We start from the raw sequence: 21,519 nt of genomic DNA, 5'->3' as shown, positions 1-21,519 counted from the left end.
CCCCATGCGAGAGTAGGTCATCGTCAGGCACTTATTTAACGAAGCCCCGGCCATTTGGTCGGGGCTTTGTTTTTAGGGGTCTCCCCATGGAGAGTAGCGGAGAGCCGCCCTGGTCATCGTCAGGCACCTATACCGCAGAAACCCCCGAGCATATTGTGCTCGGGGGTTTTTGTTTGTGTGAAAGAAAAATAAACAATCACCATTCAATAGGTTCGCCAGCCCAGTCCCAGAAGCTGCCGGTGTCCTCAGGTGTGCGCTTGGCTATTACGCTGATCAATTGATCGGCAACAAAGGCAGGGTGAAATAACTTTTCGGAGGGAACACGCGCTTGAAAGGGCTTTGAAAGCGTTGTGTCGGTAGTGCCAGGGTGAAGGCATAACACGATAGATTGCTTGTTAAGACGTGAAAGCTCGACGGCAGCTGTTTTCATCAACATGTTGTGAGCCGCCTTGCTGGCTCGATAGCTATACCAGCCCCCGTAGCCATTATCTCCAATTGAACCTACACGAGCCGACAGGCTGGCGATGATCGAAGGATGCTTACCTTGTAAACACGGTTTTAGTGACGAGAGCAAAAGCGCTGGTGTCACTGCGTTAATGTGCATGACATGGGCTATGGTGTCTTCATTGAGCTGTTCAAGCCGTTTTTCAGGCTGGATACCACTTGCCTGGTCGTGAAGTATCCCCATCGCATTAAACAAAAGATGTATAGGTCGGCCATTCAGGTGCTGTGATAGGACTTCACGCCCAGATGATGTCGAGACATCAGCAACCACGGATTCCACGTCAGGGTGATTTGAATGAAAAGGTGCACGGCTAACCGCTATGAGACGCCCTATCTGGCTATTGCCTAGCAAGGTGTTAACGATGGCGTTGCCAATACCGCCATTGGCGCCGATAACGACAGCAGTAAACTTTTCGGGTAGGAAAGGAAGCATGCAGCTACTCCATAAGGGAACGTAATGTTACCTATTGAAGTATCTTGCAGAGGGGTTGTCTAGTTTTAGTAGCGCTTGATACAAGTATTGTTCAAGCTGAAGCATTGATGCGACCCGGTTGGGCTGAATTACGACCATCCGGGTTGTAAAGCGTCTTCTCAGCAATCTGCCGAATATAATCAAGCATCTTTTGATTATGCTTCATGCGAAGGGAAAGCATTTCACCTGTTAACGCGTTCATGCGGGCGGCACGTTCGCTTTTTTCGAGCAAGCGGCCCCATGTGTCAGTGCAGCTAGCATCGCGAGCGGCAGCTTTGGCACCTTGAGCACCATCCTCGTACCCTAGGCGTTTTTGTACGCTACGCCGGAGGGTTTCAATACGCTCAAGCTCAGTGAGCAATTGCTGTTTTTGATGGGCAACGTCAGCCAGCGCATTGCCGTCGATGTCCCCCTGAGTTAGCAGAGTCTGCTCGTTGCCCAGCAGTGATATCAACGCATCAAGGCGCTGCTGCTGATCGGTCAACAAGCTGGCGAGGCTCATAAATTACTCCTGGGTTTCTCGAAGATTGGCAATCAAGCCATCAGCAATACGATCAGCCCGGATTTCCAGGCGTCCATCACGAATAGCATCACGAATGCTTTCAACCTTCGCGCTGTCGATATCATGCGATTCGTCGGCGCTCATCGTGCTGATGCGTGTTGAGCCCTCTGCTTCAGCACCTGACATGGTAGATGCTGAGTTCGCCGCCTTCTGGGTTTCATCACGCTGCTGGGCATGATTGGAGCGAAGTGGCTGATTATTGACGTTATCAATTTTCACGTTGTGTGCCTCATCGTCAACGTTTAGAGCGCGATGCGCGTGTTACGTGGACTATCGGCGTCGTTGGGTGAAACTTTAGCCATTTAATTAAAAATCGACCATCAGAGTTCCGCGCTCGACCACACGCGCGGACATCACTTCGCGAGAACCAAAGCGCACTCTGACTTCTTCGCCCATAGCGCCATTATTGAGAGCCTCCCCTTCGCGGGATACGCGAAAAGAATCTCCTTCAGCTATGACCTTAACCCGCTGGCCTCGTTCAACGAGAAGAGGCGCCTGAATAAAATGTGATTGAATCGTTGTCCCGCTAGCGATTGGTTGGCGGGCGACCTTACCCACGATGTCATCGGGTTGAGTGATAGCTCGTGAGGGTAAGTCGCCTAGATTGCCGGTTTTTTCGCCCAGCATGTCAGGAGTGATTTGACGGCCGCGTTCGATGTTGACAGCGGCAATCGTGTAACTGCCGATGACGTCGATTTCTGCCTGCAGATAGCGAACTTGCTGGCTATCGGTGCCGCAACGAACCCCCACGGAAACGCGTCCAAGTGGCGCCTCATTCGGGTTGGTCAAGAACGGGTCGGGGTTGTTGCAGGCGGAAAGGTGGGGAGAAGGGGGGTGCAGATTGATAACCACTTCGTTACCCAGCGCCTGTGTTTCTCTATAGAGGAACTGATGCACGCTTTCCATTAGCGCGTCATGCTTGGTATCTGACGCGTTGGCGAAAGGCAGGGCCGCCAATGCCGCCAGGCTGACCACAAGCAGACGATACACCCAACGTAGCAAAGGGATTGGTACAGAATTAAGCGACAATTGACGCATGGAGGCGGGTGCTCAACGAAAGAGGCAGATATAAGTTAACCATGATTCTAACGAAAAAGCCCGATGGTTATCACGAGAAATGCTGGGTGAAACGAAGGTTGTTTCATGCTTTAGGCTGACAGGCGTCGGCGTATTCTCCATCATCAACAAATCCTATTTTGCCTCTCAGTAAGCGAGGGTTGGCATGATCGACCAATTAGAAGCTTCTTTGAATTACCACCAGCAGGCGCTGGGGCTGCGTCAGGCGCGGCATGAAGTGCTTGCGGCGAATATTGCCAATGCCGATACCCCGAATTACAAAGCCAGGGATATCGACTTTGCCAGCGAATTGAAAAAAGCCGTTGACGGCGGTCAGCGTGCACACGGCAATGATGGCGGGGGCCTGGCGTTGTCGCGGACCTCGGATCGGCATCTGGCCGGCGAAGGGCCTGCACGAACGGCCGGTAATAATGCGGATCTGCTTTACCGGACCCCAAGCCAGCCCAGCCTGGACGGCAATACCGTTGAAATGGACCGTGAGCGTTCGCAATTCGCCGACAATGCAGTTCGCTATCAAGCAGCTCTCACGATAATGAATAGCCGGATTCAAGGGCTAAAAACGGCCATGCAGCCAGAATAAACTGGCCCGAACCGGTTAGGAGGTAGTTATGTCAATGTTTTCTGCGTTTGATATCGCAGGTTCCGCTATGAGTGCTCAGTCGCAGCGCATGAATGTCACCGCCAGCAACATGGCCAATGCCGATAGCGTGGCAGGTCCAGACGGCGAGACGTATCGGGCCAAGCAGGTCATGTTCGAATCCCAAGCCAATAATTCACGCTATGGCGTGGGGGGCGTGCGTGTCACTGAGGTCGTGGAGGATGATTCGCCACTACGGCTTGAGTACATGCCCAACCACCCCGCTGCAGACGAGGATGGCTACGTCGCCAAGCCCAATGTTGAACCGGTTCATGAGATGGTCAACATGATTTCAGCCTCACGCTCTTATCAAGCCAACGTCGAGGTCTTTAACACCAGTAAACAGATGATGATGCAAACACTCTCGCTGGGTGAAGGGTAAACCATGAATATCGATACAAGTGTACTTAGCAATGTCAACGGCGGTGGCTCTAGCGGAATGCCGGCCAGTCAGTCGGCGGAGCTGCGTGAGAGTTTCATGACCCTGCTGATTACCCAGTTGGAAAATCAGGACCCGATGAATCCGATGGAAAATGCGGAGATGACGTCCCAACTGGCTCAGATCAATACGGTCAGCGGCATTGAGGAGTTGAACGATACCCTCAGTGGCATTACCAAGCAGATGGATGCTTCTCAAATGTTACAAGCCTCCGGGTTAATCGGTAATGCCGTGCTGGTACCGGGTAACCAGGTAAAGGTCAACACTGATGAAGACGGCAACAGCTATGCCACCCCGTTTGGTATCGAGCTGGATAAGCCAGCGGATAATGTCGAGATTACCGTGACCAGTAATGCCGGTGAAGTCGTCTATACCAAGAACATTGAGGGTGTTAGTGCGGGCGTCGAGTCGTTCAGCTGGGGTGGCCTGAATAATGACGGAGCTGCCGTCGCTGAGGGGTCGTACAACGTCAGCTTTAAAGCGACCAATGCCGAAGGGGAAGCACTTGAATCCAAAGCGCTCAATTATGCGCTTGTTCAGGGTGTGACGCCCGCCGAATCGGGTGAAGAAGTTCGCCTTGACCTCGGTGCCATCTATGGCCAAGTGACACTTGATCAAGTCAAACAAATTCTCTGAACCATTACTTATTGATCGATTTAGCAGGGGACTATCATGAGTTTTTCACAAGCGTTAAGTGGCCTGAATGCCCAGCAAGAAAAGCTGGGGGCCGTTGGTAACAATATCGCCAACTCGCAGACGGTTGGCTTTAAAAGTTCCAACGTGCAGTTTGCTGATGTTTACGCTCAGTCAAGTATTGGGCTTGGCGTTCGTACTTCCGCGGTGTTGCAGAATTTCAATTCGGGCAATATCGAGTCATCAAGCCGTAATATGGATTTGGCAATTGCAGGCGAGGGCTTCTTCCGCTTCCAACAGCCAAACGGTGAAATTGGTTACTCGCGTAACGGCCAGCTGACTATGACGGCCAATGGTGATCTGGTGAACGCTCAGGGCGCACAGATCATGGGATATCCTGCTGACGCGCAGGGCAATATCCAGGGCGGCGGCGATGTTGAAGCCTTGAGCGTCGATGCAGGTGATTTGGCGGCGAGTGCCACCACTGAGCTGGACGTTTCGCTCAACCTGGATGCCGAAGAAGAAGTGTTAGTAGATGCGGACGATAATCCCACTTTTACCGTTTACAGCTCTCCTGGTGTCATTGACGAAGCCGCAACTGCAGCAAATGTGGCCAATGGCCTGGATTCCAGCCAGTACTCGTATTCCACCAACGGTACGATTTACGATTCTCAGGGTAATGCGCGCAACCTGACCATGTACTTTACCAAGACCGCCGCGAATGAGTGGCAGGTTGATGCACGTATGTCAGGTGGCCCCGCAGGTGCACCTAACTACGGCTTTACTAATATTGCTGAAGGTGAAAACTTCGACTTTACGACTGATGGTCGATTAAACGATAACTTTACCGCTTTTGACATTGATCTGGATACTCCTGACGCTATTCGTGATGGTGATGGCAACACTGTTGCGAATAGTGAGTTCGGCGGCGCCACACCTACATTGACTAGCCAGCAGATCCAGGTAGATTTCCCCAACACTACCCAATTCGCCAATAGCTCGACCGTTAACGATCTGGCCCAGAATGGCTACACATCGGGCTCGCTGGTGGGGGTGACCATCGAAGATGACGGTTCGATCATGCGCAATTACTCCAATGAAGAATCGCGCGCGGCAGGTCAGGTTGCTCTGGTGAGCTTCCGTAACCCTGAAGGTTTGAGCCCCAATGGCGACAATTTGTGGACCGCTACCGGCTCCTCAGGCCAGGAATTGGTGGGTGCCCCAGGTACCGGCCAACGAGGTCTGATTGAACCGGGCGCGGTTGAGACCTCCAACGTGGACATGGCCGCGGAACTGGTCGACATGATTGTCGCCCAACGTGCCTACCAGGCTAACTCGCAGACCATCAGTACCCAGGATGAGTTGCTGCAGACCATCATCAACCTGTAACGGCTGACGGAATTTAAGGGAGCAAGGTCGTGGATAGAATGCTGTATACCGCCATGAGCGGCGCCAAGCATACGATGGACCAGCAGTCGGTGGTGAGTAATAACCTGGCGAACGTTGCCACATCGGGGTTCCGCGCCCAACTGCAGGCAGCGCGCTCCGTGCCTGTGGAAGGTGATGCCTTGCTGCCTACCCGCACGTCTGCGGTGACCACCACACCGGGTACCGACTATTCTCAGGGGCCCGTTGATTTTACGGGCCGCACGCTTGATGTCGCTATGCAGGATGATGCATGGATGGCCGTGCAGGATGGCGAAGGCGTTGAAACCTATACACGGCGTGGAGACCTCCAGGTCGACAACGACGGTATCTTGATGAGCGTTGGTCGGCCGGTGGTGGGTGACGGAGGCCCTATCGCGCTACCTCAGGGGGCGCAAATATCCATTGGTGCCGATGGCAGCATCAGTGCGATTCCCCAGGGCGAGGGTCCAGAAGCCCTGGTGAATGTCGGTCGCATCAAGCTGGTGACGCCAGAAGAGGGCGAACTCACCCGGGGTGAAGACGGACTCTTCCGCGCTCCCCCGAATGAAGAAGGTGAGCCGGGGGCACTAGCGGCTGATGAAGACGCGACACTGGTCAGTGGCGCGCTGGAAGGTAGTAACGTCAGCGCGGTTGACGCCATGGTGACAATGATTGACGCGGCGCGCCGCTACGATATGCAAATGAAAATGCTGAGCTCGGCGGACGAAAATGCCCAGCGCGCCAACAGCATGTTATCGATTCAGGGCTGATAAACCGTTGTCAGCCAAGAGGGGTTTTTTATGATTTCGTCTTTGTGGACGGCCAAAACCGGTTTGGAATCTCAGCAAACCAAGCTGGATGTGATTTCCAATAACCTGGCCAACGTCAGCACCAACGGCTTCAAGCGCTCACGCCCGGTATTTGAAGATCTTCTATACCAAAATATGCGCCAGCCAGGCGCACAGAATAATGTACAGGATCGCCTGCCATCCGGTATGCAGGTGGGTACCGGTGTGCGCGCGGTCGCCACAGAGCGCTTGCACACTCAGGGCGGACTGGAACAAACCGAGAACTCCCGCGACCTGGCGATCAATGGGGATGGTTTCTTCCAGGTGCTTTTGCCCGATGGCAATACCGCTTATACGCGTGATGGCAGCTTTCAGCTGAATGAAAATGGTCAGATGGTCACGGCCAATGGTTATCCCATTGAGCCGGCGATTTTCGTCCCGGAAAACGCGCTCTCGCTCAGTGTCGGCGAAGACGGTACGGTTAGCGTACGCCAGCCGGGGGACAACCAGGCCAATGAGATTGGGCAGATTAACGTCGCCACCTTCATTAACCCCGCTGGTCTGCAAAGCATGGGTGGCAATCTCTATCAGGAAACAGGTTCTTCCGGTGTGCCTAATCAGAATATGCCGGGTATGAACGGCGCTGGGCGCCTGTTTCAAGGTTACGTAGAGACGTCGAACGTCAATGTGGTCGAAGAAATGGTCAGCATGATCCAGACCCAGCGCGCTTACGAAATCAATAGCCAGGCCATTTCGACCAGCGATGAAATGTTGGCGCGTTTAGGTCAGCTGTAACGACGTTTACTGACAGGTTGGGTTCATGCTGGAACGACATTGTAGTTTGCGAAGCATTGCGCTGGCAGGGCTGGCGTTCTTTCTGCTGGTGGTCGCTGGCTGTGCTCAAATACCCAGGGCGTCGGTGGTGGGCGAACAGGAACAGATCAATATTGTCGATCGCCCCCCGCCGGTTCCCAATGGCTCTATCTACCAGGCGCGGCGGGGGTACCAGCCGTTATTTGAAGACCGCCGCCCAAGGTCCGTTGGCGATATTCTGACCATTATTCTTGATGAAGAGGTCAGTGCCAGCAAAAACTCGGCGTCCAATGCCGATCGCGATGGCAGTGCGAGTCTGGAGTTTGGTGCGCTACCGGATGCCCTGGAAACACTGGCCGAGTATGGTTTTGAGGTTGATGGTGAAAGCGACTTTTCAGGCGGAGGAGGCTCTCAGGCCAATAACTCATTCACCGGCACCATCACTGTCTCGGTACTGGAAGTCATGAACAACGGTAACTTGCGCGTACGCGGTGAGAAACAGATTGCCATCAATCAGGGTACCGAGTTTATTCGCTTCTCGGGCGTGGTAAACCCCCGTACTGTCAGCGGGCAAAATACCGTTCCTTCCACCCAGGTCGCCGACGCGCGGATTGAGTATGTGGGGGATGGTTACATTAACGAAGCGCAACACATGGGCTGGCTGCAGCGCTTCTTCCTCAACGTTTCGCCTTTCTAATCGCGCCTGACACGACGGTCGACAATATGCGGGTCAATCACATGCAACGTATAACGCCTCACGCGCTGGGAAAACGGATCTGGCAACTTGGTATCATGGGGCTGGTTTGCCTACTGGCCACGCCTGTTCAAGCAGAGCGTATTCGCGAACTGGCGAGCTTCGCCGGTGTGCGGGATAACCAGCTTGTAGGTTACGGGTTAGTGGTGGGGCTGGACAACACTGGTGACCAGACGACCCAGGCACCGTTTACCAGCCAGAGTTTGACCAACATGCTGTCGCAATTGGGCGTGACGGTCCCTTCTGGCACCAACTTACAGCTGCGTAACGTTGCCGCAGTGATGGTGACAGCCGACCTGCCGCCGTTTTCCCGACCGGGTCAGCGGCTGGATGTCGTGGTTTCGTCCATAGCCAACGCGCGGAGTCTACGCGGCGGCACCCTCTTGATGACGCCAATGAAAGGCGCCGATGGCGATACCTATGCCATTGCCCAAGGGAATATGCTGGTTGGCGGTGCAGGGGCACAAGCCGGAGGGAGTAGCGTACAGATCAACCAGCAGGCAACGGGCAGAATTCCCAACGGCGGTCTGGTCGAGCAGGAAGTGCCGCTCAATTTGGGTAGCAATGGCGGCATGCTGGAGCTACAGCTGGATGACGCTGATTTTGGCACCGTCCAGCGCATGGTAACCGCCATCAACAACGAATTTGGTCGGTCGGTCGCCTACGGCCGCAATGGCCGGGTGATCGCCCTAGACGGCCCAGTAGACGATAACGAGCGCGTCAACTTTATGGCCCGGGTTGAGAACGTGAATGTGACCCCGATGGAGGCGCCTGCGCGTGTCGTCCTCAATGCGCGGACCGGCTCGGTGGTCATGAACAGCGCGGTCACGCTGCGTCAAGCGGCTGTCGCCCACGGCAATCTCTCGATCATGATCGATACCCAGTTTGGCGTCAGCCAGCCCAATCCCTTCGGCGAAGGGGAAACAGCGGTGGTGCCCGATACCGATATCGACATCGAGCAGCAGGAAGCCTTCCTGCAGGTGGTCGAGGGGGCAGACCTGAATGAAGTTGTCAACGCACTCAATGCCCTCGGCGCCACCCCTCAGGACTTGATGTCGATTCTTGAAGCATTAAGGGCCTCGGGATCGCTACGTGCAGAGCTGGAGATCATCTGATGAATGCCACTGATATGAGCAGTCAATTTGCGCTTGATGTACAAGGCTTTCAGCGGATGCAGCACACGGCGAAGATGGATCCGGAAGCTGGCGTACAGTCAGCCGCTCAACAGTTTGAAGCGTTATTCGTGCAGATGATGATGAAAAGCATGCGCGATGCGATCCCGACGTCTGGCCTGATGGACAGTAGTGCGACCGATAGCTACCAAAAGATGCTGGACCAGCAATGGTCACAGGTGATTGCTTCACGAGGCGTTGGACTTGCGGATGCACTTGTTCAGCAGTTGGAGCGGGAAGGCCTGGTAGCTAAAGGGGGAGGAACGTCCTCCACCAGTGATCAACAAATGCAGGCATTGATCGCGGGTATTCCAAGAGGTACGCCTCGGGTTCTGGACAGCCCGCTTAATCCTGGTGACGAGCGCGTTCCCGAAGCGAGCTCGGAAAGTCACTTCTTGGCTGAGTTGGATGCTGTACGTCAGGGCCAGAGAGGGGAAGTAGCCCCTGTGCAGCCCGAGGCCCAGCGTCAAGCGACAGGGCAATTGCCCCACGTTGATCAGTTTATGAGCACATTGGCCCCTTCAGCTCAAGCTGCTAGCCGTACCACTGGGGTTCCCGCTGAATTGATCCTGGCCCAAGCTGCGCTGGAAACAGGCTGGGGGCAGCATGAAATTGCCACTCAGAATGGCAGGAATAGTCATAACGTCTTTGGCATCAAGGCTGGCGGGCATTGGGATGGCGACACAACGGATGTTGTGACGCACGAATACATAGATGGGCGTCGCCAGAAAATTGTCGATACCTTCCGTGTTTATGATTCCTATGAGCATGCGTTTACCGACTATGCCAACCTGATTGGCAATAACCCTCGCTACGCGGGCGTGACACAGGCGCCGTCAGCCGAACTGGCGGCGCGTGAGTTGCAGCGTGGCGGTTATGCAACTGACCCCCGCTATGCTGAAAAGCTGGTGAGCGTGATGGACACCCTGGGGCCAATGCCGGATGCCGGTGACTTCCTGGCGGATTCACGTTAGATCATCATTCAAGTTTTGTACCGCGCTGCCGATCATAGAAATATCGGCTAAAGGAATCGAACCATGAGCATGTTTTCTGTTGGGCTAAGCGGCTTGAACGCGGCGCAAAACGCGCTGAACACGACCAGCAACAATATCAGCAACGTGTACACCCCTGGTTACAACCGTGAAATCACCAAACTGGGTGAGAGCAGCGCGGGGACATCAGGTGTTCAGGTCAACGATATCGAACGCCAGTTCAATCAATACGTGGCGGAACAGCTCAACAGTGCCAAGACGCAGTCAAGCGCTCTGGAGACCTATTACAACCAGGTGACCCAGATCGATAACCTGCTCGCCGATCGCGACGCGGGGCTAGCGCCGCTGATGCAAAATTTCTTTTCCTCGCTAGAGGACTTGGCAAGCTCGCCCTCAGACCCGGCGGCCCGGCAAGGCGTGTTGGGTAACGTTGAAACGTTAAGCGCACAGTTCCGCTCGTTCGACAGCTATCTTCAGGACATGCAGACCAATATCAACAGTCAACTGAAAGACGAAGTTACCCAGATCAATAACACCACCGAACAAGTAGCCGGCCTCAATAAAGAGATTGCCCTAGCCCGTGCCCGTACTGGGGAAGCCCCCAACAGCCTTCTCAACCAGCGGGATAAGCTCGTCTCTGACCTGAACGAGCGAATGGACCTGCGCCTGAATATTCAGGATGGCAAAACCTACAACGTCAGCTTGCCCAACGGTCAGCCCCTGGTTACCGGCACCGATTCTTTCCAACTGGAAACCATGGAGGCTGACTACGATCCCCAGCGGACCGTCATCGGCTACCGGGATGGCGGCGGTAATCTTTCACAGTTGGATGAAGGCGTGGTTGTGGGCGGCTCCCTTGGTGGGTTGATGAACTTCCGCCAGGAAACCCTTGACAAGACCCAGAACCAGATCGGCCAGCTGGCTGCTTCGCTGTCCATGGCCGTCAACGAGCAGCATAGGCAAGGGGTTGACCTTAACGGCGATCAGGGCGGGGATTTATTCAACATTCGTTCGCCCCAGGGCTACGGGTACGAAAGCAACAGCGACCCTGACCTGCTGTCGTCGGCAGATTTTGATCCAGAGACGGTCGATAGACTGCGTGCCACGGACTATACCGTCTCGTTTGACGAAAACCGTGAGCCTGTCGTGACGCGAAACGACAACGGCCAAGTGCTGGATAGCACGGATCCTGACAGTGCCACCTATGTGGATCAAACCAATTGGGATTCTGCCAATGGCTCGGGTGAAATTACCTTTGGCGGCGTGACGCTTTCGTTTAGCAGCGGAACGTCTGTCGCCGAGGGTGACCAGTTTGAAATTCAGCCGGTTCGTCGTGCCGGTGCCGGTATGGAAGCCAATATCTCCGACCTCGACAAGATTGCCGCAGGTGACGCAGGGTTTATCAATGTAGGCAACAATACCGGTAACTCGTTTGAGCGTGAGGGCGATTTAAACGTTAGCGATTTAGGTATATCTTCAGACGCTTTTACCGATAATAGAAAATATCAATTTGATGTGGAGTCGAACGCTGCTGGTGATGAGGGCACACTGACAGTGACGCCGGCGGCAACGATTACGGTTGACGGTAATCCCTTTGATGCGTCTAGCGACACGCTGGATGATGGCGATGAGATAGAAGTTGACGGTATCAGCTTTATAGTTGAGCTCCCTGAGGCAGGCGAAACGGCGTCATTAACGGTGAGTCAAACGGTCTTTGCGACTGGCGATAATCGTAATGCGCTAGCGATGCAGGACCTGCAAAGCCAGAATGTTGTGGGCGGTCGTGCCACGTTGAGCGGCGCCTATGGGGCGATGGTCAGCGATGTGGGTAATCGTACCAATATTACCGAGGTGAACCTGGATGCACGGCAAGGACTTACCGATCAGTTAACCGCGGTGCAGCAGTCCGAGTCCGGTGTCAATTTGGACGAAGAAGCCGCCAACTTGATCCGCTATCAGCAGTTCTATCAGGCCAACGCCCGCGTTATTGATACGGCCGGCACGATAATGGACACCATTCTGAATCTACGCGGTTAATTCGAGGATAGACAGTCATGCGTATTAGCAGCGTTACCATGTTTGACCAAAGCACGGCGTCAATGAATCGTCAGCAAAGCGATTTTTTGAAAGTCAGCCAGCAGATCGCTAGCGGCCGTCGCGTTGTGAATCCTTCCGACGACCCTCAAGCCGCCTCGCGCGCCGTCGGTGTTGACCAGGCTAAGGCGGTCACCGAGCAGTACGCTGATGCCCGCACCTCGGCGCGTAATTCGCTTGCCCAGACGGAAAGCATCCTCAACAGCGTCAGCGACGCCGTTACCAGCGCCAAGACGTTGCTGATTCAGGCATCCAGCGAGACGCTCAGCAACGTCGACCGCGATTCGATCGCCAGCGAGCTCAAAGGTATCTATGAGACCATGCTTGGCCAGGCCAATGCCACCGACGGTAACGGTCGCTATCTGTTCGGCGGCTACGCCGATAGTGCCCCGCCGTTTGTCAAAAATGCCGATGGCAATGTCGAATATAAAGGCGACAACAATGCGCGCGAACAGCGAGTCGATGCATCAAGGCTAATGCCGGTCACTGAAAATGGTGAATCCATTTTCAAAAGTGTGCCCAGCAGCGCAGGTTATGTGGCTGAGTCTGTAAAGACTGACAATAATGGCGACTCGATAGCTGGCCCTGGTGGTAGAAACAACGGCAATGTGACGTTTGGTGGCCCACAGGTCAGCGATGTCAATAACGATGGCTATGGTGATAGCTACCGTGTTGTGTTTTCAGACAACACAACTGATCCCAACGTTGAGTTCAACTACCGCGTAGAACGCTTTGACACTGCCAACGATGAGTGGGATACGGCCACTCCAGTTAGCGATGGTAACTATACGGGTGAGGGGCAAAGCGTTTCGTTTGGTGGGTTGAATATCACGCTTAACGGTGAACCAGAAGCTGACGATGAAATCCTAGTAGCTCAGGCGGGTAGCGATCAACGCGAACCGAACCTGTTCCGCACCATGGAAGAAGCGATTCGCGTATTGGAAAATCCCGTTGAGACTGACGCCGATAAAGCTGACTTGCGCAACACGCTCAATACCTCGATGCGTGATCTGGACAATGCGCTGGATAACGTTCTCACGGTACGCGCATCAGCAGGCGCCCGCCTCAACGAACTTGATGTGATTGATGCGGTGGGCAGTAACCGTAGCCTCAACTACGAACAGACACTGTCGGACCTGGTTGATCTCGACTACAACGAGGCCATTTCCGAATATAGTTTACGCCAGGTAGGTCTGCAGGCTTCTCAAAAGGCCTTTGTTGATGTGAAGGGTATGTCGCTGTTTGATTACCTGTAACCTTAACCCGGCCCATTAAGCGACATATTCTGTTGAACGTTAATTAAAAGCCCTTTGCCAATGGTGGCAAGGGGTTTTTGTATGGTGCGAACTGTGTTCGTTGAAAGCTCAAGATAACGGTGCGAGGGTATCGATCAACCCCTGCATGAAGTCGATTCCCTGGCTGAACAGGCGTTGTAAAAAGCGCTCTAGATCTGTCATCAGCACCATCATCAGCAAAAGACCTACGGTTAATGACGTCGGGAAACCGATATTGAACACCGTTAATTGCGGGGCGGAGCGGTTCAGAATCCCCAGCGCCAGATTAATGACCAGTAGTGAGCCGACCAGTGGCAAGGCCAGCAGCATCCCCGAGGCAAATATGGTGCCCGCATAGCGTGCCATTAGCTCGAAGGCGTTGGGGTTAAGCGTGCCGATGCCAATGGGCAGACTCTGAAAGCTCATCACCAGCGTTTCCAGCACCATCAGGTGGCCATTCAGAGCAAGAAACATCAACAGCGTGACCATATATAAAATCCGCGATAAGACCATGATGTTGGTACCACTGGCGGCATCAAAAAAGCTAGCGAATGCCAACCCCATCTGCAGGCCGATAAATTCCCCGGCGGCTTGAACCACGGCGAATACAATGTGCATGACCAAGCCGATAGCGATGCCAATGAGGATTTGCTCGACCATGATGCCGGCGCCAGCCCAGGACATCAGCGGTATGTCTGGCATGGGAGGGAGGATCGGAGCGATCACCACCGCAACGACCGCCGCGAGGCCTACCTTGGCTTGGTTGGGTACACTGGAATGACCCCACAGAGGTGAAGCCGCCATGAAGGCGGTAATGCGGGCAAACGGCCAGATAAACGCCACCAGCCATGCCTGTAGCTGGGCAAAGGTGACCTCAACCATTGGCTTACATCACCATGCTGGGAATATTGGTGAATAAGCGGTGGGTAAAATCGGTGATCAGCCCAAGAAGCCATGGGCCCGCCAGCACCAGGACGGCAAAAACCGCCAGAATTTTGGGGATGAACGTCAGCGTCATCTCATTGATTTGCGTCGCGGCTTGAAAAAGGCTGATGATCAAGCCGGTAAATAGGGCAGCAAGCAACATGGGGCCTGCGAGAAACAGCGTTACTCGCATGCCTTGATACGCAATCGTCATGACCATTTCAGGGGTCATTCGGCCTCCATCGTCGTAATGACGGCTATATCATGTAGAAGCTTTCAGCCAACGATCCGACAATCAGCTGCCAGCCATCGACCAGAACAAATAGCATCAGCTTGAATGGCAACGAAATGGTGATCGGCGGAACCATCATCATGCCCAGTGCCATCAACGTACTCGCAACGACCAGATCGATAATCAAGAAAGGAATAAAAATCGTAAAGCCGATTTGAAAAGCGGTTTTAAGCTCGCTGGTAACAAATGCCGGCAGTAAAACGCGCATTGGCAAATCGTCAGGTCCCTGCATAGGGCCGACGTCCGCCAGGCGAACAAAGAGGGCCAAGTCGGGCTCGCGGGTCTGGGCCAGCATGAACTCACGAAACGGCACCTGCGCAAGGCGCAAAAACTCTTCAAAGTTGATAGTTTCTTCGCTTAACGGCACCCAGGCAGTGTCATAGACCTGGGCCAACACCGGCGACATGATGAAAAACGTCAAGAACAGCGCGATGCCCAGTAGTACTTGGTTGGGTGGTGTCGCCTGAGTGCCCATGGCCGTGCGCAGCAAGCTCAGCACAATGATGATGCGCGTAAAGCTGGTCATCATGAGCAGCATGGAGGGCAGAAATGCCAGCGAACTTAGAAATAACAGCGTTTGTAGAGAAACCGACCACTGCTGGCCGCCATCTTCAAGCGGCTGGGTCGTGATACCGGGCAGCTCTTGCGCATAACCGATGACCGGCAAGAGGCACAGCAGTAAGCCAATAACAATGAGCCACCGCCACCGCTGATAATGCGGCTGACGCAAGGTTTCAATCCTCATGGGGTTCGGTCTGTATCAGAGGTCGGTGAGGGCGTTTGGCCCCGGCGCTTTTGGGTCACATTGTGTGCAAGTGCCTGGGCAAATCGCTTGGCAAAGCTGGATGGTGCCTGAGGTGTCTCAGCTGGCGGTGTGGCTGGTGCCGGTCGCTCGTGTAGTTTGTTAATTCGCCCACTACCGACGCCTAACACCAACCACGTATCCTCAACCTGCACGATGACCACGCGTTCACGATTACCTACAGCAATACTGCTAATCAGCTGAAGCTGTCCGCCAGCGCGTTTGGCATTGCCGAGGCGCTTGAGCAATGCAGTGCACAGCAAAATGATCGCAATGACCAGCGCCAGCGCCGCGGCTGTCTTGCCCAGCATGGCCATGCCAATCAAGGAATCTCCACCGCTACTTAGTGCGTCGAGCGACCCATTTTGTGTTGAAGCGGCTTCACTGCTCATCGGTTCAGTTTGTGAATGCGCTCAGACGGCGTAATGATTTCGGTGATACGGATGCCATACTTGTCTTCGATAACAACGACTTCCCCTTGAGCCACCAGATAGCCGTTAATCAGGATATCCATGGGCTCACCGGCGAGCCCGTCGAGTTCGATCACCGACCCTTGCGCCAGTTCAAGCAGCTGTTTGATGGTCAGCTTCGTACGCCCCAGCTCAACGGTCAGCTTGACCGGAATATCCATGATCATTTCGAGATCGCGCGAAGGCGTGGCGCCACCTTCCTGGGTCAGCGGACGGAAAACATCGTCGCTGGCCGCCTTGGCTTCGCTTGCGGGCGCTTCATCGGCTGCGCTTTCTTCTTCTGCTGAGGCTTCTTCTTCGACGGCTTGCTGTTCTGCCATCGCCGCTGCCCAGGGATCTTCATCCTCCCCGTCAGCGGCCTCGGATGAGGCAGCGGTTTCTTCCTGCTCCTGTTCCGACATGGCAGATGCCCAGTCGTCGTCAGAGATGTTCTGATCGGGTTTCTTAGGATCCGTCATGCTTTAGATTCCTTGGCTTTCTGTCGCGTCGACCCTTTGGCAAAGTCGTTGGACGGTACATTGTTCATGGCGGCGTGATCAATCAAGCGCTTGACACGCAAGGCACGCTGCTGACGCTGGCTACCGTACTCGCACTCCATCACGGGTACGCCATCAACGTTGGCGGTAACCGTAGAGGGAATTTCTAACGGTAGTACGTCGCCTTTCTTGAGTCCCATGACATGGGAAATACGGCTGGGTATTTGTGCAAACTCAGCCACTAACTCGATTTCCGACTCGCGTAACTCACTTGCCATCCGGCGCGACCAGGTGCCGTCCTGATCGTGGTTACTATCGTTGATCGGGTTCGCCAGAAGATCGCGTAGCGGTTCGATCATGGCGTAAGGCATGCAGACCTGAAAATTGCTCGACAGGTTGCCCACCTCGATATTGAATTTCGTGTTCACCACGATTTCATTGGGTGAGTTGGTAATGTTGGCAAATTTTGACTGTACTTCCGAGCGCAAGAAACTGATGTCCAGCGGATAAACGACTTTCCAGGCTTCTTGATAGGCATCAATGGCCAAGCCTAGCAGTCGGTGGATGATGCGCTGCTCGGTATTGGTAAACTCGCGCCCGTCCGATTTTGTGACAAAGCGTCCGTCGCCGCCAAACAGGTTATCGACCACCATGAAAACCAAATTAGGCGGAAATACGATCAGGCCAGAGCCACGTAGCGGGCGCATCGAGACGATGTTCAGGTTGGTTGGCACGGGCACATTGCGCGAAAAATCGCTAAAGCTCTGGTAACGAACCGATTCAACCGTTATGTCAGCGCTGCGCCGGAGCAAGTTGAATAAGCCGGTACGGAAGTAACGTGCAAAGCGCTCATTAATGAAGTCCAGAGCATGCAGTCGCTCGCGAATAACGCGATGCTGCGTGGATGGATCGTAAGGCCGTATCCTTGATTCATCCTGCGACTGGGCCGAGGAAGCTGATGACTCGTCATCACCACTGACCCCTTTCAGCAGGGCGTCAATTTCTTCCTGGGACAGTAGATCGTCCTGCGACATGAACGGCTCCAGTTCCCGAAATTATTGCACAATGAATTCAGTAAACAGCACTTCACGCAGCTCAGGCGGTGGCTGGTTCTCGTCGAAAGGCTCGCTCAGCCTTTCATTGATGGCGGCGGCTAGTTGCTGCTTGCCTTCTGAGGATGTCAACTGGCCGGCCTCCTGACCCGATAATACCGTCAGTAACCGACTGCGTACCTGTGGCATATGGGTTTCCAGTAACTCCCGGGTAGCTTCATCTTCCACGCGAAGCGTAATGCCCGCATATAACAAGCGTGTACCATGACGATCATCAGCCAGATTAACGGTGAAGGGCTCGATGGTCAGAAATACCGGTGGCTTTGACTCTACAACCTCCTCGGAGGGGGCTTCTGGATTATCATCATCACGCTCATCCAGCACCATATAAATGGCGGCTGCTGCACCGGCAGAGGAGAGCAGTACTAAAATGATCATGACCCAAAGTAGTTTTTTTGGTCCGCCGCTTGATTCAGCCATTGGTCGTTCCCGTAATCTCCATGCGTGGCGTTAACGTGGCATTATGCCTAAAGCGCATGCTAGTGATGAAATGAACAGGCTCGCTTGGCAAGCCTATCTTTTGGCTTAGCTTCCAAGTGCCATTTGAATGGTCACGGAAGACGTGTTGTCCTGGCGAATTATCCGGTTAAGCGTACAGATCAACTCTGCCATCCATTGTGATGGGCGCATTAAGGGTAGTTGGCGCCAAGCCGCTACCTTCCTCGCCCCCTTCAGTGCCGGGTTGGCCACCCGGGCTAGCCTGCTGCTGTGCAAAATCCTGCTCGCTTGATTCGCGCTGCTCGCCAACCGAGGTTTCGCCAAGCGAAATACCCTGCTCTGCCAGCGCCTCACGCAACTGGGGAATGGCCTGTTCGATGACCTGGCGAACCTGGGCGTGGCTGGATAAAAAGTGTGCCTGGGCGCCTTGTTCGCCAAACTTCAAGGAGATGGAGAGAGCACCCAACTCGGCGGGATGTAGTTGCATTTGCACAAGCTGGTCTCCCCCTCGCTGGGCGAACTGGACGAGCTGCTGACCTAGTTGCTGCGGCCAGGCGGGGCTGGTCACCGGGGTGTTGACCGCGGCAGGGGCCGGGTTAGCAGCGCTACCCAGGCTGTTCGTCGGTGTTGGCTGACCGCTCGTCGCTTGTGCAGACGCCTGTCCGCTGGATTGCGCGGCGTTATTCGACGACAGGGTGTTGAGCAGTGTTTCCGAGGACGTTGTGGGCAAAACCAGATTGGCTTTGGCAGCTCCGTCAGCCGCGCGTCCTGAGGTGTCGAGCGCATTCACCCAGGTGTCCGGACCTTGACGAGAGGCTGACCGTGCGTCGACCTGGCTTAATAGGCTCTCCGCTCGCGAGCCCTTGCTCGCGTCAGCCGTTTGAGGCGAAGTACCTAGTGCCTGTGCGATATCGCTCAGTCCTCGCGATGCACCGGATGGCCGGGTATCGGTCGTGTTGGCTGTCTGGCCCTGAGAGTTAGCAAAGGCACTGAGCAGGCTCACCAATTGCTCTGCTTCACCTTCCTCAATGCCTAGCTGTTCGGCAAGCTCGGTGGCGGTAGGCGCCGCTCCCTCGTTGCCCGGGAGCTGTTGGGACTCGCTGGCGGTATTACTGAAGTTTGCCATTAGCGCGAGGCGCTGGGCAATTTCATCAAGTGTGGCGTTATCCAGGCTCTTGGAAGCATCAAGGCGGGTCATTTCCTCAGGCATTGACTCGCCACCGTCCGAGGCAAAGCGTGCCACCAGTGCCTCCAGGGCCTCAGGGCTAATATCTAAACCAAGTGATTCCAGCCAGGCCGACAGCGATGTTGCCTCTGTAGGCTGACCATTATCCATCGGGCTATTGCCTGCCTGGTTTAAGGGGGAGGTAACCTGTGCACTGGCAAGGCGTTGATGAGGCGAAGCAGACGCCTGGGAAAGCGCTTGCTGAAAAAATCCACGCGCACTGTCAGCTGTTGTCGCGTTGCCTTGCTGGCTGCTGGTCGCTTGACCTTGCGTCGTTGATAGCAACTGGTGAATATTCATGCTCAGTTCCCCGGCACCGCTACTGCGGCGTCTCATTACGTTGGCGAGCCAAACGGCTAGTCACCAAATCGTCATTGGTTTTCTGTTCATAACGCTCAAGGCGTCGGTGTTCTTCCACTAGCCGTCGTGAGGTCAGTGTATCGTAGGAAGACAGCTTACGCTGCTCTTGTTGCCAATGTTGTTGACGTTTTTCCACGCGTTTTTGCTGTGCCGCCAGCGTATGGCGAGCGCGATCCAATGCAGCATCCAGCGAGCCAAGAAATTGCTGGTAGTTGTACATCGTGGCCGGATCAATTCCTTCGCGCATCGCCTGCTGCAAACGCTCGGCGTACTCTGCGCGATAGCGCTTTAGCGAATTCAATTGAGCGGTTGTCTGTTGTTCCCCCTGTCGCTCCTGGGCGAGGGCAATACCCGCCTGGTCGCGGGCTTCACGGGCTAAATCGGCAAGCATCTCCAGCTGCGTTCGGCTCATGCGGACTCTCCAACCAGGGCATTCAGGGCTTGTCGGGAAGCGTCGATGGTGGCGCTTTCGTTAATATTCTGCTGTAGAAAGTGCTCAAGTTCTGGAAAACGCTTCACCGCCTCATCAAGCTGCGGGTCGTGACCGGGCGAGTAGGCGCCCACGCTAATCAGGTCGCGATTACGCTGATAACGCGAGAAGTACTGCTTGAAAACACGTGACTGACGTTGTTGAGCTTCGTCGGTGATCGCGGTCATGGCGCGGCTGATGGAGGCTTCAATATCGATAGCCGGGTAGTGGCCTGCTTCGGCTAACGTACGCGAAAGGACAATATGACCATCGAGGATCGCCCGAGCGGAATCCGCGATCGGATCCTGTTGATCGTCACCCTCGGTCAAGACAGTGTAAAACGCGGTAATCGAGCCGCCGCCCCGTTCCGCATTACCTGCGCGCTCGACCAGGCTAGGCAGCTTGGCAAAGACCGACGGCGGATATCCCTTGGTGGCCGGAGGTTCGCCAATGGCAAGGGCGATCTCGCGCTGGGCCATGGCAAAGCGCGTCAAGGAATCCATGATCAGTAGAACGTCGCGGCCTTCATCGCGAAACCCTTCGGCCAGCCGCGTGGCGTAGGCGGCCCCCTGGAGGCGCTGCAGGGGCGACGTATCAGCCGGTGCGGCAACGACCACGGCGCGGCGACGGCCTTCGGGGCCGAGAATATTGTCGATGAAATCCTGCACCTCTCGGCCACGCTCGCCGATAAGGCCTACGACAATGACATCCGCCTTGGTATAGCGTGCCATCATGCCCAAAAGCACCGATTTGCCGACCCCTGACCCGGCGAAAAGCCCCATGCGCTGACCCCGGCCGACGCTCAGCAGTGCGTTTATCGAGCGAATGCCGACATCGATCTGAGACTCGATGGGCGCCCGGGATAGAGGGTTCAGCGGTGGCGTATCGAGGGTGGCGCGGGCAGTGTCGTCCAGGTGCTCACGGTCATCAAGCGGATTGCCATTGCCGTCAAGTACGCGACCCAGCAGCTCCTCGCCGATGGGAAAGCGCCTTGCACTGTGGCCGCTTCCGTCGCTCAGCGGTGATACGCGGGCGCCGGGCATCAGGCCTGAGATTTGCTCAAGAGGCATCAGGTAGAGCTTATCCCCGGCGAACCCGACAACCTCCGCTTCGGCATAAGGTTGGTCAAGATGCGCATCACTTTTCGGTAGTTCGATTTTGCAGGCGCTGCCGACCGCAACGCGAAGCCCGACCACTTCGACGACCATGCCGGTTGCCCGTATGACGCGACCACTGGTGCCCACACGCGGTAAAGAACCAACCCGCTGCGTGGTGCGGCGGATGGCTTTGTGCCAGCGGAATTGGTGAGGACAAGCAGTGGTCATGGCAGCCC

25 protein-coding genes are annotated in these 21,519 nt (G+C 55.0%); 11 read left to right on the top strand and 14 right to left on the bottom strand.

Features of this window, described 5'->3' with window-relative positions:
* Positions 1-196 precede the first annotated feature (196 nt).
* The 4 genes from QC816_RS15005 to flgA form a co-directional block, all read right to left on the bottom strand.
* Positions 197-937: an SDR family NAD(P)-dependent oxidoreductase gene (locus QC816_RS15005; protein WP_309783079.1), complete on the bottom strand. Its 741-nt coding sequence runs from the start codon at positions 935-937 to the stop codon at positions 197-199.
* A 91-nt stretch (positions 938-1,028) separates the two neighbouring features.
* Positions 1,029-1,478 carry a flagella synthesis protein FlgN gene (locus tag QC816_RS15000; RefSeq protein ID WP_309783074.1) on the bottom strand — a complete coding sequence of 150 codons (450 nt, stop codon included), beginning with the start codon at positions 1,476-1,478 and terminating at the stop codon, positions 1,029-1,031.
* Between the two features lie 3 nt (positions 1,479-1,481).
* Positions 1,482-1,757: a flagellar biosynthesis anti-sigma factor FlgM gene (gene flgM / locus QC816_RS14995; protein WP_199284399.1), complete on the bottom strand. Its 276-nt coding sequence runs from the start codon at positions 1,755-1,757 to the stop codon at positions 1,482-1,484.
* A gap of 87 nt (positions 1,758-1,844) precedes the next feature.
* On the bottom strand, positions 1,845-2,576 hold the full coding sequence (gene flgA / locus QC816_RS14990) for a flagellar basal body P-ring formation chaperone FlgA (protein WP_309783071.1): 732 nt from the start codon (positions 2,574-2,576) through the stop codon (positions 1,845-1,847).
* Positions 2,577-2,760: 184 nt separating this feature from the next.
* Between flgA and flgB the strand changes: the two genes are divergently transcribed.
* The 11 genes from flgB to flgL all read left to right on the top strand — a co-directional run bounded on the left by flgB (position 2,761) and on the right by flgL (position 13,600).
* Entirely contained in the window at positions 2,761-3,195 is a 435-nt protein-coding gene (gene flgB, locus QC816_RS14985) for a flagellar basal body rod protein FlgB (protein ID WP_309783068.1), read from the top strand.
* Between the two features lie 28 nt (positions 3,196-3,223).
* Positions 3,224-3,634: a flagellar basal body rod protein FlgC gene (gene flgC, locus QC816_RS14980; protein ID WP_066318863.1), complete on the top strand. Its 411-nt coding sequence runs from the start codon at positions 3,224-3,226 to the stop codon at positions 3,632-3,634.
* A 3-nt stretch (positions 3,635-3,637) separates the two neighbouring features.
* Positions 3,638-4,327: a flagellar hook assembly protein FlgD gene (locus tag QC816_RS14975; RefSeq protein WP_309783067.1), complete on the top strand. Its 690-nt coding sequence runs from the start codon at positions 3,638-3,640 to the stop codon at positions 4,325-4,327.
* A gap of 36 nt (positions 4,328-4,363) precedes the next feature.
* Positions 4,364-5,713 carry a flagellar hook protein FlgE gene (gene flgE / locus QC816_RS14970; protein ID WP_309783066.1) on the top strand — a complete coding sequence of 450 codons (1,350 nt, stop codon included), beginning with the start codon at positions 4,364-4,366 and terminating at the stop codon, positions 5,711-5,713.
* Positions 5,714-5,742: 29 nt separating this feature from the next.
* A complete protein-coding gene (locus QC816_RS14965; protein ID WP_309783064.1) occupies positions 5,743-6,501 on the top strand; it encodes a flagellar basal body rod protein FlgF in 759 nt (252 codons plus the stop codon).
* A 30-nt stretch (positions 6,502-6,531) separates the two neighbouring features.
* Positions 6,532-7,314, top strand: coding sequence for a flagellar basal-body rod protein FlgG (flgG, locus tag QC816_RS14960; RefSeq protein WP_309783063.1), 783 nt, complete (start codon positions 6,532-6,534; stop codon positions 7,312-7,314).
* 25 nt (positions 7,315-7,339) lie between these two features.
* Positions 7,340-8,029, top strand: coding sequence for a flagellar basal body L-ring protein FlgH (locus QC816_RS14955; protein ID WP_199284405.1), 690 nt, complete (start codon positions 7,340-7,342; stop codon positions 8,027-8,029).
* A gap of 95 nt (positions 8,030-8,124) precedes the next feature.
* The gene (locus tag QC816_RS14950) at positions 8,125-9,201 is read left to right on the top strand and encodes a flagellar basal body P-ring protein FlgI (RefSeq protein WP_422823750.1); all 1,077 of its coding nucleotides are present in this window, start codon (positions 8,125-8,127) and stop codon (positions 9,199-9,201) included.
* Positions 9,201-10,232, top strand: a complete 1,032-nt coding sequence (gene flgJ / locus QC816_RS14945) for a flagellar assembly peptidoglycan hydrolase FlgJ (protein WP_199284406.1) — start codon at positions 9,201-9,203, stop codon at positions 10,230-10,232. The genes QC816_RS14950 and flgJ overlap by 1 nt, the downstream gene beginning before the upstream one ends.
* A 63-nt stretch (positions 10,233-10,295) precedes the next feature.
* Complete coding sequence (flgK, locus tag QC816_RS14940; protein WP_309783054.1) at positions 10,296-12,287, top strand: flagellar hook-associated protein FlgK; 1,992 nt, start codon at positions 10,296-10,298, stop codon at positions 12,285-12,287.
* 17 nt (positions 12,288-12,304) lie between these two features.
* Complete coding sequence (flgL, locus tag QC816_RS14935; protein WP_309783052.1) at positions 12,305-13,600, top strand: flagellar hook-associated protein FlgL; 1,296 nt, start codon at positions 12,305-12,307, stop codon at positions 13,598-13,600.
* Between the two features lie 108 nt (positions 13,601-13,708).
* On the opposite strand, the gene fliR is transcribed toward flgL, so the two are convergent.
* The 10 genes from fliR to fliI all read right to left on the bottom strand — a co-directional run bounded on the left by fliR (position 13,709) and on the right by fliI (position 21,511).
* The gene (fliR, locus tag QC816_RS14930) at positions 13,709-14,500 is read right to left on the bottom strand and encodes a flagellar biosynthetic protein FliR (protein ID WP_309783051.1); all 792 of its coding nucleotides are present in this window, start codon (positions 14,498-14,500) and stop codon (positions 13,709-13,711) included.
* A 4-nt stretch (positions 14,501-14,504) separates the two neighbouring features.
* A complete protein-coding gene (gene fliQ, locus QC816_RS14925) occupies positions 14,505-14,774 on the bottom strand; it encodes a flagellar biosynthesis protein FliQ (RefSeq protein WP_066318890.1) in 270 nt (89 codons plus the stop codon).
* Between the two features lie 25 nt (positions 14,775-14,799).
* On the bottom strand, positions 14,800-15,528 hold the full coding sequence (gene fliP, locus QC816_RS14920; protein WP_139839345.1) for a flagellar type III secretion system pore protein FliP: 729 nt from the start codon (positions 15,526-15,528) through the stop codon (positions 14,800-14,802).
* A gap of 47 nt (positions 15,529-15,575) precedes the next feature.
* Complete coding sequence (fliO, locus tag QC816_RS14915) at positions 15,576-16,028, bottom strand: flagellar biosynthetic protein FliO (protein ID WP_085917547.1); 453 nt, start codon at positions 16,026-16,028, stop codon at positions 15,576-15,578.
* The gene (gene fliN / locus QC816_RS14910; protein ID WP_085917548.1) at positions 16,025-16,564 is read right to left on the bottom strand and encodes a flagellar motor switch protein FliN; all 540 of its coding nucleotides are present in this window, start codon (positions 16,562-16,564) and stop codon (positions 16,025-16,027) included. The genes fliO and fliN overlap by 4 nt, the downstream gene beginning before the upstream one ends.
* Positions 16,561-17,616, bottom strand: a complete 1,056-nt coding sequence (fliM, locus tag QC816_RS14905; RefSeq protein WP_085917549.1) for a flagellar motor switch protein FliM — start codon at positions 17,614-17,616, stop codon at positions 16,561-16,563. Before fliM ends, fliN begins: the two co-directional genes overlap by 4 nt.
* Positions 17,617-17,637: 21 nt before the next feature.
* The gene (fliL, locus tag QC816_RS14900; protein ID WP_085917550.1) at positions 17,638-18,114 is read right to left on the bottom strand and encodes a flagellar basal body-associated protein FliL; all 477 of its coding nucleotides are present in this window, start codon (positions 18,112-18,114) and stop codon (positions 17,638-17,640) included.
* Positions 18,115-18,280: 166 nt separating this feature from the next.
* Complete coding sequence (locus QC816_RS14895; RefSeq protein ID WP_309783046.1) at positions 18,281-19,657, bottom strand: flagellar hook-length control protein FliK; 1,377 nt, start codon at positions 19,655-19,657, stop codon at positions 18,281-18,283.
* 19 nt (positions 19,658-19,676) lie between these two features.
* Positions 19,677-20,129, bottom strand: a complete 453-nt coding sequence (gene fliJ, locus QC816_RS14890) for a flagellar export protein FliJ (protein WP_199284409.1) — start codon at positions 20,127-20,129, stop codon at positions 19,677-19,679.
* On the bottom strand, positions 20,126-21,511 hold the full coding sequence (gene fliI, locus QC816_RS14885; RefSeq protein ID WP_309783044.1) for a flagellar protein export ATPase FliI: 1,386 nt from the start codon (positions 21,509-21,511) through the stop codon (positions 20,126-20,128). The genes fliJ and fliI overlap by 4 nt, the downstream gene beginning before the upstream one ends.
* Positions 21,512-21,519 lie beyond the last annotated feature (8 nt).

The organism is Vreelandella janggokensis (assembly GCF_031451615.1).
Taxonomy (GTDB): Bacteria; Pseudomonadota; Gammaproteobacteria; order Pseudomonadales; family Halomonadaceae; genus Vreelandella; species Vreelandella janggokensis.
The sequence above is the reverse complement of the archived record's forward strand: the minus strand, read 5'-3'. Positions and strand labels throughout refer to the sequence as shown.